This window comes from Porphyromonas canoris (assembly GCF_000765975.1).
Lineage (GTDB): Bacteria > Bacteroidota > Bacteroidia > Bacteroidales > Porphyromonadaceae > Porphyromonas_A > Porphyromonas_A canoris.
Genome location: NZ_JQZX01000008.1, coordinates 427295 through 442266, shown reverse-complemented (window position 1 = coordinate 442266; position 14972 = coordinate 427295). Strand labels below are relative to the sequence as shown.

Genomic DNA, 14972 nt, shown 5'->3' with positions numbered 1-14972 from the left:
TGAACAAAGATACTAATATCCCCTTAATATTACACACAATAAGAGGATAAGTGCAATTTTACACCTATCCTCTCACTGCCGTTATCCCCCTAAGGGAACTGTATTATAATGTATGCTTATTCGTTATCGAGCAAGATCTCCAACAACTGAACGGCTGCCTTAGCCACGGAAGTACCGGGACCGAAAATAGCGGCAACGCCTGCCTTGTAAAGGAAATCGTAGTCTTGAGCAGGGATAACACCTCCAGCAATCACGATGATATCTTCACGACCGAGCTTTTTCAACTCTTCGATAACCTGAGGAACAAGAGTCTTATGACCTGCTGCCAAGGAAGAGACACCCATGATATGCACATCGTTCTCCACGGCTTGGCGTGCAGCTTCTGCCGGAGTCTGGAACAATGGTCCCATATCCACGTCAAAACCGCAGTCTGCATACCCTGTCGCCACAACTTTAGCCCCACGGTCATGACCGTCTTGACCCATTTTGGCTATCATGATACGAGGTTGACGTCCCTCTTTCTTCGCAAATTCTTCGGCAAGCTGACAAGCTTTAACGAAATCTGCATCCTTATTTGTTTCTGCTGAGTACACCCCTGAAATAGTTCTAATGATTGCTTTGTATCTTCCCACTTCACACTCACAGGCATCGGAGATTTCCCCTAATGTTGCACGGACAGAAGCTGCTTTCACTGCAAGATCAAGGAGATTACCCTCTTTGGTTTTCACGCAATGAGTGATGGCTGCAAGAGCTTTTTGTACCTCCTCTTCGTTACGTTTCTCTTTGAGTTGAGAGATACGTTCGATCTGTTGAGTACGAACAGCGGTATTGTCCACCTCCAGAATTTCGATAGGATCTTCCTTTTCAAGTCTGTACTTATTCACCCCAACGATAACCTGATTATTGCTATCAATGCGAGCCTGAGTACGTGCCGCAGCTTCTTCGATACGTAGTTTGGGCAAACCGGTCTCTATCGCTTTTGCCATACCACCCATCTGTTCGATCTCCTGGATATGCGCCCACGCTTTATGAACAAGCTCGTTGGTCAAGCTCTCTACATAGTAGGAGCCGGCCCAAGGGTCTATCTCCTTACAGATCATTGTTTCCTCTTGGATGTAGATCTGAGTGTTACGAGCGATACGTGCGGAGAAGTCTGTCGGAAGAGCGATAGCTTCATCGAGCGCATTGGTATGCAGAGATTGGGTATGCCCCAAAGCCGCAGCCATCGCCTCTATACAAGTACGTCCGACATTATTGAACGGATCCTGCTCTGTAAGAGACCACCCTGAAGTTTGAGAGTGAGTACGCAAAGCAAGAGACTTAGGATTTTTAGCTCCGAAGTCGTTCAGGATCTTAGCCCAAAGCATACGACCTGCTCTCATCTTGGCAATCTCCATAAAGTGATTCATACCTATCGCCCAGAAGAAAGATAGACGGGGAGCAAACTTATCCACATCAATACCTGCGTTGATACCGGCACGCAGATACTCCATACCGTCAGAGAGTGTATATGCCAACTCTATATCTGCCGTTGCACCGGCTTCCTGCATATGGTATCCGGAGATAGAGATAGAGTTGAACTTCGGCATATTTTGAGACGTATATTCAAATATGTCCGCAATGATACGCATTGAGAATTCAGGCGGATAGATATAAGTATTACGCACCATGAACTCTTTCAATATATCATTCTGGATAGTACCTGCCATCTCTTCCAATAAAGCTCCCTGCTCAAGACCGGCATTGATATAGAATGCCATTACCGGAAGCACTGCTCCGTTCATTGTCATGGAGACAGACATCTTGTTCAACGGAATACCATCGAAGAGCACCTTCATATCTTCAAGCGAGCAGATGGATACGCCGGCTTTACCAACGTCGCCCACGACACGCTCGTGAGTGGCATCGTAACCACGGTGAGTAGCCAAGTCGAACGCTACGGAAAGACCTTTCTGACCAGATGCAAGGTTACGGCGATAGAAAGCATTGGACTCTTCCGCTGTGGAAAACCCGGCATACTGACGGATGGTCCATGGTCTCATGGCGTACATACCGCTATAAGGTCCGCGAAGATATGGAGGAAGTCCGGAAGCATAAGAGAGATGCTCCATGCCCTCAAGGTCTTCTTTTGTATATACAGACTTTACATGGATATGTTCCGGAGTCTCCCAGTCTGCTGTGATATTATTTCTCTTGACATAGTCGGCAATGGAAGAGGTACCCCATTGACCTTCATTTATATTGATACTTCTATAATTTGGTTTCATATCTAATATTCTAAAAGTGAGTTTTGGGGTCTGTTATTTCTTCTCTTGAATACCGAGCAGCTTATGGAATCCTTGCAGTGTTTCCAACACATTAACCTTAACGTGGATAAAGTGTTCGATGCCTTTTTCCTTCAACTCTTCCATACAAGCCGGAGCTCCTGCCACCACAAAAGGCACTCTGCCTGCGATAGCCTCATACGCCTGAGGAGCATACTCTGCATACTCATCATCGCTGGAGCAGAGCACTATCACGTCTGCCTTGGCTGCCATGGCTGCATCCACGCCCTCTTGAACGGTGTTGAAGCCCAGGTTGTCCTTCACTTCGTATCCTGCCACGGCAAAGAAGTTGCTGGAGAACTGGCTTCGAGCAAGTCTCATGGCAAGGTTACCTATCGTAAGCATGAAGACCAACGGACGCTTCGGAGCCTCTTCCGTAGCCAAACGAAGCAGTTCAAAGTCCGAACCTCCGCGACGATAATCCAGTGCGGTAATGGTTGCATGCTTTTCGCAACCGCAAGCCACGGCATCCGGTTTGGTGATTTTATCTTTTGCCTTCTCGGAGAAGTTGGGGAAGATATTTGTTCCCAACAGACTTTCTCTGCGAGTAGCCACATCTTTATGACGCTTTTGGTTGCTTTCGTTCACGGCTGCCTGTATCGCTCCTTCGTTTGCAGCTTTTGCAAAACCGCCGAGATCTTCTTCGACATGCAGGAACAACTTCCACGCTTGCTCTGCAATAGCAGATGTAAGATGCTCTATATAGTACGATCCCGCACCCGGATCCACCACTCTGTCGAAGTGGCACTCCTCCTTGAGAAGAAGCTGTTGGTTGCGAGCGATACGTTCGCTAAACTCATCGCTTTCCTTATAGACGGCATCGAATGGCAATACGGTAAGAGAGTGCACACCTGCAAGTGTAGCAGACATCGCTTCCGTTTGCGTGCGAAGCATATTCACGTATGCGTCGTAGATGGACATATTCCAAGACGATGTCTCGGCGTGTACCACTGCTTTGGCTGCATCGCCTTTGCAATCTTCGCCATGCGTTCCGACTATCTCAGCCCAAAGCCAACGAAGAGCGCGGAACTTTGCAAGCTCCATGAAGTAGTTTGTTCCCACTCCCATATCGAAGCGGATGCGAGGAGCTATTTCGGCGGCAGACCCACAACCTTCTGCCACAAAAGTATCCAGGATGGTAGTGGCTGCACTGAGAGCGAAGCCGAGTTCCTGATACACGAAAGCACCTGCGTTTGCCAAAGAGATACCGGCAACATCAAGTACGGTAAACTTCTTAAGCTCGTAAGCAGAGCACAAAAGCTCTTTACCGATCATGATCCACTCATCGGTTACGACGCCTTTGCTCAGCTGTTTCTTGAATACATCAAAATGGAAAGAGCCGGGGCACGCTGCAAGATCGACACCTTTCTCACGATAGATCTCTACAATGATCTTAGCCACAGCCACTATCCTGGTACGACAGCTCAGATAGTTAAGCTCCACTTTTTCCACATCTATACCATCCAAAAGAGTAGTCAGATGCTGTTTGCTTGCCATCTCCTTGCTCACCTTGAGTCCGAAAGAGGTGATGCCTTTACCCAAAAGCTCTTTCATCTTGGCATTGGCTTCCTCTGCGTTGGTCACGTTGATATCCTGACGGACATACCAGGAGTTGCACACCTTTGTACCTCTAACGTAAGGGAATTCACCGGGTAGCGCATCCGTTGTTTTGAGATGGGCTATATCTTCTGCCCTGTAAAAGGGATTTACATTGAAGCCCTCGTTGGTTCTCCATACGAGCTTCTTATCAAAAGGAGCCCCTTTAAGATCGGCTTCAATCTTCTGCATCCACTCCTGAGTAGAGATCTCAGGGAATTGTGAAAACAGCTTTTCTTTAGTCTGATTCATAATCGTTACTTATTTGTTCTACTTCTGTTTTTATCCGTTATTATTGAATACATAAAATAATCGCTATTCCGCTTGCAAAGTAAGCAAAATAACTTGAAAAAGAAGCCTTTTCTCCCTTTACTCGACACCGAACAGCGCATATTTTATGACGTGTTTCTCCTTCCATGCTACCCTCTACAAGAAGAATATTGGCGGCAATACACGATGAGTCTTCGGCATTCTGCCCTCCTTTAGACGGAACCACAACATGGTCTACAAATATACGAAAAAGAGATCGTTGCATGATAACATTTTGCTCTCAATATCCTCTTTTATCATCTGCCGCCGGACAGACTTTCCGATGAAGCAAAGAAGAAAAAGAGCTTAACGCTTCTACAAAATCTCCTAAAGCCGTATAAAAACCGCGCTAAAGCCATTAACTTTTCCAAGTCGGGGCTTGAATCTTAAAAATCAGGGCTTGACTTCCAAAAATCGAACCTTGATTTCCAAAAAGCGAGCCTTGACTTCCGGTTCTTAACCCGTTTGGAACAACCTGTAAACCCGATAAAAGAAACCTCCAAACCTGTTCAAGAAAAGACTGCCAAGGCACAAAAAAGAAGAGAGAAAGAGCAATCCGGATCTGCCACATACGATGTCTGCTTTTTTCACTAACTTTGTATACAAGCGGATATTCAGCATCCGAACCGAGCCAAAAACAACCGATACAAAGCACAGCCATGGAAGATAAAAAAGCCAAAATCGCATTCTTTACCCTCTTTGGGGTTATCCTGCCATTGGGAGCAGTATGGGCTCCTTTTCTGGTCAAGACAACGGAGCACAGCGACAGAAAATTTCGCATGAGACTGGTAAGTGTAGAGATTATTGTGGCGATAGTCGCACTTTCTCTCAGCACTGCTGAATGGATCAAGCAGATAGAACGCATCATGAATGGAGCCGGTGAGATCGACACCCAAAAGCTCTCCGTGATGCTCTTATACCCGCTGCTTGTGCTCTGCATCGGTTTGGGCGTAGGCTTTTACCGGCTGTACAAAAAGTAGGCTTCGGACTCATCCTCATCTTTTTGCGTTACAGCAACCGGTCTTCGGGTGATATATGCACTGGAAGTATTGTTCCTCTTTTTTTACAAGAGGAACACCTTTCTTGCCGTTCAGCGAGATATCAAACGAAATACACCTGAAGATCAGTTTCTTCGGACACATTCTGACGCTCCGTACCCGGACAAAAAAGAAAGGGGCGACAGCTTATCGCTATCACCCCAAACGGTTGGGCGGACTGCCCCGACCCTACCGACTTATCATTATGAAAGAGTTACTTTTTTTTCGGATCAATACCTCATTTCGTGGTTTTCGGGATAGAGATCAGAACGCAATCTTGTTCCAAGGACTATCGGGCTTGGTGCAAAGCTCTGTCGCATACAGGCGGATCAAAGAGCTATCGGCATTTATTCCGCCCCATAAGTATCGACCTACGACATAGCTTTCGGCTAAAGCCTTCCAAGAGTCAAGTTTCTCATGAGCAAGTCGGTCTGCATCTTGCAGATATTTCCAAGCTGTCTCTTCATCTATATACCCGGCATCATAACAGGCACGAGCTATAAACGAGAGCCGTCCGACGTCCCAACCGCCTACGCCTATTCGTTCCAAATCTTCGATACCCGTAATGGTTCCCTCTTTTTTCATGGCCTCTACGGATCCGGACAGATTATTCAAGAAATGCACAGCGCGCTCTATCTCTTCCTCTTCCTCGAAATGAGCAAGAATAACATCCCCTTTAGCCTGATCATCGGGTTGCTTCATGGCTTCCAAGACATAAGGGAAGAAGTAACGATGCCCTTTGTCTCGTAAACCGTCAAGTGTTTCCAAAGCATCTTCGGTGCATCGAATATCCCACCATTCGTCGAGGATCATGCTGCGTTGCTTGCTGTCGATATGCAGTTTAAGAGAGTCGAGCCGTGCATTCTGCTGCGAGGAAAAGATAGCTCCAAGCAGTATATGACGTTGCTTTTCGGTGCTTAGAGGATTATTGGAAGTAACATCGAATTTTCCCGAGATGGCACGGAAAATATTGGCAAACATTCGTCGTCTGCTTACAAAGAAATAACCCACGAATACGATTCCGATCAAGATCAGAACATACGTTGTGTAGTTGGGAGATGCCGGGCTTTCCACAGGAAGGGTTTCACCTATTCCGGACGGAATGGTATCGCTCTGAGCGAGCGCTTGAAGAGATAATAATAAAGGTTTCATCTGACAATGCTCTAAAATTAGTTTTATACTGTACGTTGTTAACTATTCATGTCCATAGTTCCGGACAGTGAAACTATCCGACCCAAATTTAAGAAAAAGATTTCTTTTTTGGAATAAGAAAAAGGCGATAACTATTCGCCACCGCCTCTCCGAGGGTTGAGCGGATTGCCCCGAACAACCAAAATCGTCCCCAAAAAGAGTTTTATTTATGGTGTAAATGTAAGGATTTTTTCAAATGGCAGGCATAAGTTCCGAATAAAAACAATCCTCATAAACACAAGAACGCTCCGAAACATCTGTCTCGGAGCGTTCTTGTGTGTTCAACATCGTGTTCAAAACTTTTTTAATACCGACAAGCAGTATCATTCTGTGGAGATGGAGGGATTTGAACCCTCGTCCAAACACGGAACTAATTTGCTTTCTACACGTTTAGCTTCACTTCTATTGTCGGCGTCGGAAGTATGGACGAAGCTACCTCTTCCGTGCTTAGCCTCTAAAATGTCTCCCTTACAGCAAGGCGATGTAAAGGATAACCCCGATATACCGGCACTACCATGATCGGACCACTTCGGGATAAGAGTATCCGGGTAGTGTCTCGTCCCCGCAGCTTGCAGGGATAAAGCGTTAACTTACTGTACTTCGGTTACGCAGCAAGAGCGTAATTATTTGCGCCATTTAAAAGGTCTGAAGTCTGAGATTAAAGTGCCAGGCTACAATGCACTACGTGCTTACAAACCACCTCTACGCGCTGTCAAAACCAGTCATCCCCGTATTGGTCTATCTGTATAGTGGCACAAAGTTAGTCATTTCGCCCCAAATGGCAATTTCTATTGCCCACTCTCTCGCATTGCCAATAGAGATAAAAGAAATACTTTTGCAAAAGCAATACTTACTTATGATAGTAAAACCATGAGCCAATCACTATTCGGGAAAATCTGTGGTACGCTTTTCATCGTTCTTTTTGCCACGATCTTCTCTCATTCAGAAGCACAGACAGAGCCGGCTGCTTCTGCTGTTTCCATCTCCGGAGTCATTAAAGACAAAAGGAGCAACAAGGGTATTCCCCACGCGACACTCTATATCAAAGAGCTTCAAAGCGGTGTCATCGCAAACGAGAGCGGACTCTTCAAACTGCATCTCAAGCCCGGCACATACGCTTTAATCGTCAAGTCATTAAGCTATAAACCGCTTCACACCTCTCTTTCCATCCATGAGGGAGAGAACAAGAGTGCAGAGTTTGCGCTTGAACCGGCAACATACAACATTGCCGACGTGGTCGTAAAGCGCGACAAACGAGCCGAAGACCCTGCCTATGCCATCATGCGCAAAGTAATGAGCCGTACTCCGATATATGAGAAGATAGTCAAAAGCTCTGTCTCACACACCTATACCAAAGGAAGTATGAAGCTTGAAGATCTTCCTTTCTTCCTTAAAAATGTCAAGGATGAAGGCGTGGCGATGAAAGAGTACATCGGCAAAAGATTTGTCGTAGAGGGAGAACTCGAAACCGCTTACACCTCTCCGAACAGCTACAAATACCATACGTTGGCGATGCGATCCTCCATTCCGGAGAAGCTGACCAAGTCCAGCGCAGCTGCCGTACCTACCATAAACTCCATGATGAGCAATATCTATGGTGCGTACATAGGCTTGGGGAACAACGGTTCGATACCAAGTCCGATCCGCCTGAACGGGTTGCGCCTCTACTCTTACAAGCTGAAGAGTGCCACCACAGAGGGTCAAGAAACCATCTATCACATATCTTATGGCAGCAGAGAAGATGGAACCACGAAGGGAGAGCTATCCATATCGGACAAGACATGGGCGCCCACACATCTCACTGCCCACGTATCCCTTGCAGGGACAATGCGACAGACGCTCAACGTAACACTCAATCCCATTCAGGATGGTCTGCTTCTGCCCACCTCTTATGCCTTGAATATGTATCTGAATATGCTGGGCATCAAGATGGATTTCTCCCTTTTCTCCGCCACTTCATACAAGGAAGTGGTGCTGGACGGCTCCATAGACAAGATCAAGGAAGCCAGACTCTCCGAAGAGGAGAAGAGTATGCCGGATGATGCAATCTTCTTACCTCAAAAGCGCGGACAGAAAAGAAAAATAGAGAAAAGCATTGCCGCACTGGAGCATAAGATGGACACACTTGGTCTGAATGTCAAAGACCCATACCTCATCCCCGAAATCAAGAGAACAATAAAGGTATCGTCCGACTCTCTTGCACTCCAAAGAGACTCTCTCTACTGGCAGGAGATCTCCACGCAACCCCTGTCCGCAGAAGAGAAAGAGAGCTATGCAAAACGAGACTCACTGGCCAAAGTCTTTGAGAAAAAGCGTGCATTGGCTCCCAAGAAAGAGGGTGAGCGCACCGGCGCAGACCCTTTGGATATTCTGTTTTGGGGATATGACCATATCTCCAAGAACAAAAAATGGGTAGTGGGAATCAACGGACTTTTAGGAATGACCCTGAACAACTACCGGTACACAGACGGCTTCTGGCTCGGCCCGACACTCTTCTTGCGCTACAACAACCGCAGCAAGGAAAACCCTTTACGGCTCGACATCAAGCCAAGCCTGTACTACACCACTCATCGAAAAGAGTTGTACTGGCGTGTGGAATCTTATCTGGAGTATGCCGGAATGCGTAGAGGACTCCTCACACTAAAGGCTGGACATCACAGTGATGATATTAGCGGACAGCAGCTCGGCCTACTCACCAATCTCAACAACGCCTTCTTCACCCTCTATGATGGCCGTTACACCAACATGCTGTACGATAGAAGCTACATACGTGTACAGAATAAGATAGACCTCTTCAATGGTGTAAAGCTCTCTTTGGGGGCAGAACACCGAAGAAGCCAACAGCTTCCGGACAAGCGGATATGGGGGTTTGTAAAACCGGGGCAAGAGAGTTTCGTCAACTTCATGAATGCGGAAACGCACTACCCTTATCCCAACTATTACAGCATGGAGAAGCACCGCTCCAACACGATAGACGTCGCCCTCTCTTTCAACACATCGCCCTATTACAGAGTGATAAACGGAAGAAAAGAGGTGGTGAACGAGATCAACATGGATAAGATCCTCTCCGACAACTTCTCCATACAGCAAAGTGAAGACAGCACAAAGCGTGTGGTTACACTCTCTACCGGGAGTAGCAGTGCGCCCGTTTCAGCAAGTTGGACTGCAAGAAATCCGCTCTTCTTCTCCTTGAGATACAAGCAGGCAATCCCCTCTCCGGGTAGCAACGACAGCGACTTCAGCTTTGTCTCCGGCTATGTAAAGGGACTCTATCACATCACACGCAGCTATCCCATACTTTATGAGGCAGAGGTGGGCTACTATCCGCATCTGAAGCGTATGTATGCAGATGATAGAAACTATCTCAAGTACGAAAATACCTCTTTCGTATCTCCTCAAGACTTCCTCTTCCATACGATGCCGCCTTACACCTATGCCGGCAAGCTGTACGGCAAAGCCCAAGTATCCGCCCCTCTGCCACGCATACTCGGCAATCTGTTTGGGAAGCGAAAATATCTGACACAGGAGAGGCTGCTGTTGAAGTCTTATTGGGACAAAGCTCTGCCGGAAAAACCATTTTTTGAAGCCGGTTACAACCTTTCTCTGTTAGGCGGATTCAATATCGGCGTGTACTATGGAGGGTACAACTTCCGGGAAAATCCGGGAGTCGCCGTAAGGTTCATTTGGAGCCTCTAAACGAAGGCGGTTTTGAGGGTGCACTTTTATATAAAAATAGATTTGGAGTGCGCCCTCAAAACAGACCTTCTCATCCTGTCGGTTTTTCAGTCTCTGTTTGAATAAAATCCATAACACACTATCAATCAAACGGATATAAATATCTCGAATTTGCGTCCGACTCTCCTCTTGGTCGGTTTTATCGCCCGATTTTGCGTTAATAAATATAAAATCTAAGCCGTTCCATTGTGAATAATTATTAATAGAGAAATAGTACCAAAAAGCACCTTTTTGGCTCAAAAATCCATAAAGCACTCTATACCAACGCAGTAACCAAAAATTCTAAACACGTTAATTGAATTCGGTAAACGTATTAAATGAAATCGGTAAATACGTTTATTGATTTCGTTGAATACTTTAAGCCGACAGAATATACTGCTTTAGCGTTTTGAGTAAACCTGTATCGAAAATGGTGTTAATAAAACAGCCCGGATTTAACAATTCGGTCATGCTCCGGAAACGACCTTTCCGATCAAAATAGAGAGACCGAAAAAAGTGAGCATTTTTCGGGATGGAATATATAAAAATGACGCTCTGAAAATCGCCTCAAAAACCGAAAAACGGATACGACAAACAGGGTCAAAGGGGAGCTTCTCTGTTCAGAGGTCTCAATATAATTTGTATCTTTGTATGCTACGAGATACAGCTCTCTTGTCGCGAAGAAAGATTGAACAAATAAAAGATATATAGATCAGAGGATGAAGCATATCCGCAACTTTTGCATCATAGCCCATATTGACCACGGGAAAAGTACACTGGCAGACCGTCTGTTGGAGTTTACCAATACACTCGACAAGAGTAGTATCACTTCGCAGGTGTTGGATAACATGGACTTGGAAAAAGAGCGTGGGATAACCATTAAAAGCCATGCCATACAGATGAACTACGTTCACAACGGCACGGAATACACCCTCAACCTGATAGATACTCCGGGACACGTGGACTTCTCATACGAGGTCTCCCGTTCCATTGCTGCCTGTGAAGGTGCTCTGCTTATCGTGGATGCCGCTCAAGGTATTCAGGCTCAAACCATATCCAATCTGTATATGGCACTGGAGCACGATCTGGTCATCATCCCGGTTTTGAACAAGATAGACTTGCCAAGTGCGCTTCCGGAAGAGGTGTCGGACGATATTGTGGCTCTTCTCGGCTGCGATCGTTCCGAAATCCTGAGAGCAAGCGGAAAAACCGGAGAAGGCATCGAAGATCTCCTCAATGCCATTGTGGAGCGTGTGCCTGCACCTACGGGCAGTCCGGATGGTCCGCTTCAGTGTCTCATCTTCGACAGTGTGTTCAATCCGTTCAGAGGCATCATCGCCTACTTTAAGGTCTGCAACGGTGTCATCCGAAAAGGCGACCTCGTGAAGTTTGTCGCCACCGGGAAGGAGTACGATGCCGATGAGGTGGGTATCTTGAAGCTGGATATGGTGCCACGTCAGGAGATTCGCACCGGCGATGTAGGCTATATCATCTCCGGGATCAAAAGCTCCAAAGAGGTCAAGGTGGGAGATACCATCACTCACGTGAAAGGCGGCGCACAGGAAGCTATTGCCGGTTTCGAGGAAGTGAAACCAATGGTCTTTGCCGGAGTTTACCCGATAGAGGCGGAGGATTTTGAGAATTTGCGCGCCTCTTTGGAGAAGCTTCAGCTCAACGACGCATCACTCACATTCCAACCGGAAAGCTCGGCTGCGCTGGGCTTTGGATTCCGTTGCGGATTTTTGGGACTGCTTCACATGGAGATCATACAAGAGCGTCTCGACAGGGAGTATAACATGAGCGTCATCACCACAGTGCCTAACGTGTCGTACATTGTACACGATAAGAAAGGAAAGGTAACGGAGGTACACAACCCTTCGGGGCTGCCCGACCCGGCATTTATAGACTATATCGAAGAGCCTTATATCAGAGCATCCGTCATCACGGATGTGGCTTACATCGGACCTATAATGACTCTCTGCCTTGGCAAAAGAGGTATATTGGTACGGCAAGACTATATCTGGGGCAATCGGATAGAGATCATCTTCGACATGCCTCTGGGTGAGATCGTGATAGACTTCTATGACAAGCTCAAGAGTGTGTCTAAAGGATACGCTTCCTTCGACTATCATATCCACGATTACCGGGAATCGAAGCTGGTAAAACTGGATATACGACTCAACGGAGAGCCGGTGGATGCCCTCTCTACACTGACTCACGCAAGCAACAGTGAGGCATTCGGTCGTCGTATGTGCGAGAAGCTGAAAGAGCTTATCCCAAGACATCAATTCGACATTGCCGTTCAGGCAGCAATCGGAGCAAAGATCATTGCTCGCGAAACCATCAAAGCCGTCCGCAAAGACGTAACGGCGAAGTGTTACGGAGGGGATATCTCGCGTAAGAGAAAGCTACTGGAAAAACAGAAGGAAGGTAAGAAGCGCATGAAGCAGATAGGTTCGGTGGAAGTGCCACAAAAGGCATTCCTTGCCGTTTTGAAGCTGGACAGCTAACCTCCCATCCTTTCAAACAACAGAACCATCAACAGATAAGATATGGACTCTTCCACAACACAAACACAAGCATCCGGGCATAGAGGCAGAAAGTCTCCTAATGTCCTCTTGCCGGCAACGATGAAACCGCCACAAAATCTACAAGCGGAGCAGGTCGTATTAGGGGCTCTTCTTCTGGAGAAAGATGCTTACACAGAGGTGGGAGAGCTGCTTCGTCCCGAAAGTTTCTACGATCCGCAGCATCGGGTCATCTTTGAAGCGATAAGGGATCTCATACTTGAGCAGAAGCCTGCCGATGTTATCACCGTCATCCGAAAGCTGAGAGAGAAAAAACAGCTGGAGGCTGCCGGTGGAGACCACTATGTAACGCTTCTGAGTACACAGGTAACGAGTACGGCGCACTTGGAGACTCACGCCCGGATCATGCACGAACATGCAATCCAGCGAGAACTGATCGGATTTTCCAACGAAGTGATCAAGTATGCCTATGATGACAGTATAGACGTCAAGGATACCATGCAGATGGCGGAGAGCCGACTGTTTGAGATCACCCAGCAAAACGATAAAAACGAAGTGGTACCCGTAAGCTCCGTCTTGCAGGATGCCATGAGACAGATAGAGGCTGCATATATCAGGAAAGACGGTATAAGCGGTCTCAACTCCGGATTTACCGATATAGACGCCCTAACATCAGGTTGGCAAAACTCCGACCTTGTGATCATCGCAGCCCGTCCGGCTATGGGTAAGACAGCCTTTGTGCTTTCCATGGCTAAGTCTATGGCTATGGACTTCAATCTTCCGGTAGCCATATTCTCCCTCGAAATGAGTAAAGTGCAGCTGCTGAACCGTCTTATCGTGAATCATTGTGAGATAGAAAACGAAAAGATCAAGCGTGGAGACCTTTCGGCTGACGAGTGGCGCATATTGACGGAGCGCGTCAGCGACCTCTATCAGGCACCTCTCTATCTGGACGACACCGCAGGTCTTTCTGTCTTCGACCTCCGTTCCAAAGCAAGAAGACTTGTGCGGGAGCATGATGTGAAGATGATCATCATAGACTATCTTCAGCTCATGACCGCAAGCGGAATGAAGAGCAACGCAAACCGGGAACAGGAAGTGAGTATGATCTCTCGCTCTTTGAAGCACCTTGCAAAGGAGTTGAATATCCCCATTATTGCTCTTTCTCAGCTCAACCGGGGGGTAGAAAGCAGAACGGGAGAGGCTAAAAGACCTCAACTTTCAGACCTTCGGGAGTCGGGAGCAATAGAACAGGATGCGGATATGGTCTGCTTCATCCATCGTCCGGAGTACTACAAGATCTTCGAAAGTGAGGATGGAAAGATAGATTACAGAGGCATGGCGGAGTTCATCATAGCAAAACACCGTAACGGTCCTACGGATATTGTGCTGCTACGTTTCAGAGGCGAACTTCTGAAATTCTGTAACGGGCACGACCTCGATATTCACCGCAACAGTTCGATGAGAACGGTACAAAGCGGTATGAACAATCACAACAGAAGGGAAGAAGAAGATCTTCCTCCACATTAAAAGATGTCCGGCAATGAAGAGATTCTTTTACCTTGTTTATCTTATCATAATAGCCCTTCCTCTATTTGCTGTTACAACGATCTTATGTGCCATCTTTGCAGGAGTAGGATCTGCATTCATCAATGAGCGGATATTCAGCTACTATCCGGGGCGTATCTGGTCGCGTATAGCTTTGGCTCTATTCCTCTGTCCTATAGAGGTGCATGGAAAAGAAAATATCCCAAAGGACAGAGCAACAATAGTGATATCGAACCATCAGAGTTCTTTGGATATCTATATGCTCTATGGTTACATGGGAATCCCTTTCAAGTGGGTACTGAAAGGTGCTCTAAGGAAAGTGCCGTTTGTGGGATGGGCTTGCGAAAAAAGCGGATTCATCTTTGTGGATAACAGTAGTGCAAGAGCCGCAGCTCTTACAATAAAACAGGCAGAGGAGGCAATAGAGAAAGGCTATTCGATATTTATTTTCCCGGAAGGCTCCCGTACCAATAATGGAGAGCTGCAACGCTTCAAAAGAGGTGCTTTCAAGATAGCTCTCGACACGCAGGCTACGATTCTGCCGGTGGCAATAAAGGGTGCTTATGAGGCTCTTCCCAAGAATGCGCTGTTTGTAAAACCTCGTCGACTTGTCTTGGAGATAGGTCGCCCGTTTGAATCCTCTGCTTTTGAGCAGTCGCCGAGAGGACTGATAGAGCTGACCCAAAAGGGAGAGAATGAAGTACGAACACTCATAGGGTAAAAGG

General features: G+C 46.8%; 10 protein-coding genes and 1 other RNA gene. 5 read left to right on the top strand and 6 right to left on the bottom strand.

Annotated elements, in window-relative coordinates:
* Nucleotides 1–116 precede the first annotated feature (116 nt).
* The 4 genes from scpA to HQ29_RS04770 all read right to left on the bottom strand — a co-directional run bounded on the left by scpA (nucleotide 117) and on the right by HQ29_RS04770 (nucleotide 4800).
* Nucleotides 117–2267, bottom strand: a complete 2151-nt coding sequence (scpA, locus tag HQ29_RS04785; RefSeq protein ID WP_036791710.1) for a methylmalonyl-CoA mutase — start codon at nucleotides 2265–2267, stop codon at nucleotides 117–119.
* 33 nt (nucleotides 2268–2300) lie between these two features.
* A complete protein-coding gene (gene mutA, locus HQ29_RS04780; protein WP_036867822.1) occupies nucleotides 2301–4172 on the bottom strand; it encodes a methylmalonyl-CoA mutase small subunit in 1872 nt (623 codons plus the stop codon).
* A gap of 40 nt (nucleotides 4173–4212) precedes the next feature.
* Nucleotides 4213–4455, bottom strand: coding sequence for a hypothetical protein (locus HQ29_RS04775; RefSeq protein ID WP_036867819.1), 243 nt, complete (start codon nucleotides 4453–4455; stop codon nucleotides 4213–4215).
* A gap of 132 nt (nucleotides 4456–4587) precedes the next feature.
* Entirely contained in the window at nucleotides 4588–4800 is a 213-nt protein-coding gene (locus tag HQ29_RS04770; protein ID WP_036791705.1) for a hypothetical protein, read from the bottom strand.
* An 88-nt stretch (nucleotides 4801–4888) separates the two neighbouring features.
* Between HQ29_RS04770 and HQ29_RS04765 the strand changes: the two genes are divergently transcribed.
* Nucleotides 4889–5209, top strand: coding sequence for a hypothetical protein (locus HQ29_RS04765; protein ID WP_036867816.1), 321 nt, complete (start codon nucleotides 4889–4891; stop codon nucleotides 5207–5209).
* 321 nt (nucleotides 5210–5530) lie between these two features.
* On the opposite strand, the gene HQ29_RS04760 is transcribed toward HQ29_RS04765, so the two are convergent.
* Both HQ29_RS04760 and ssrA read right to left on the bottom strand, forming a co-directional pair.
* Complete coding sequence (locus tag HQ29_RS04760; RefSeq protein ID WP_052089826.1) at nucleotides 5531–6418, bottom strand: DUF1266 domain-containing protein; 888 nt, start codon at nucleotides 6416–6418, stop codon at nucleotides 5531–5533.
* A gap of 367 nt (nucleotides 6419–6785) precedes the next feature.
* Nucleotides 6786–7187, bottom strand: a transfer-messenger RNA (tmRNA) gene (gene ssrA / locus HQ29_RS10120).
* Nucleotides 7188–7327: 140 nt separating this feature from the next.
* On the opposite strand from ssrA, the gene HQ29_RS04755 reads away from it, so the two are divergent.
* The 4 genes from HQ29_RS04755 (at nucleotide 7328) to HQ29_RS04740 (ending at nucleotide 14968) form a co-directional block, all read left to right on the top strand.
* On the top strand, nucleotides 7328–10153 hold the full coding sequence (locus tag HQ29_RS04755; protein WP_036867813.1) for a DUF5686 and carboxypeptidase-like regulatory domain-containing protein: 2826 nt from the start codon (nucleotides 7328–7330) through the stop codon (nucleotides 10151–10153).
* Nucleotides 10154–10890: 737 nt separating this feature from the next.
* The gene (gene lepA, locus HQ29_RS04750) at nucleotides 10891–12681 is read left to right on the top strand and encodes a translation elongation factor 4 (protein WP_036791694.1); all 1791 of its coding nucleotides are present in this window, start codon (nucleotides 10891–10893) and stop codon (nucleotides 12679–12681) included.
* Nucleotides 12682–12801: 120 nt separating this feature from the next.
* Nucleotides 12802–14229 (top strand): replicative DNA helicase, encoded by a 1428-nt coding sequence (gene dnaB, locus HQ29_RS04745; RefSeq protein ID WP_161781560.1) that lies wholly within the window; start codon nucleotides 12802–12804, stop codon nucleotides 14227–14229.
* Between the two features lie 13 nt (nucleotides 14230–14242).
* Nucleotides 14243–14968 carry a lysophospholipid acyltransferase family protein gene (locus HQ29_RS04740; protein ID WP_036867811.1) on the top strand — a complete coding sequence of 242 codons (726 nt, stop codon included), beginning with the start codon at nucleotides 14243–14245 and terminating at the stop codon, nucleotides 14966–14968.
* Nucleotides 14969–14972: the final 4 nt, after the last annotated feature.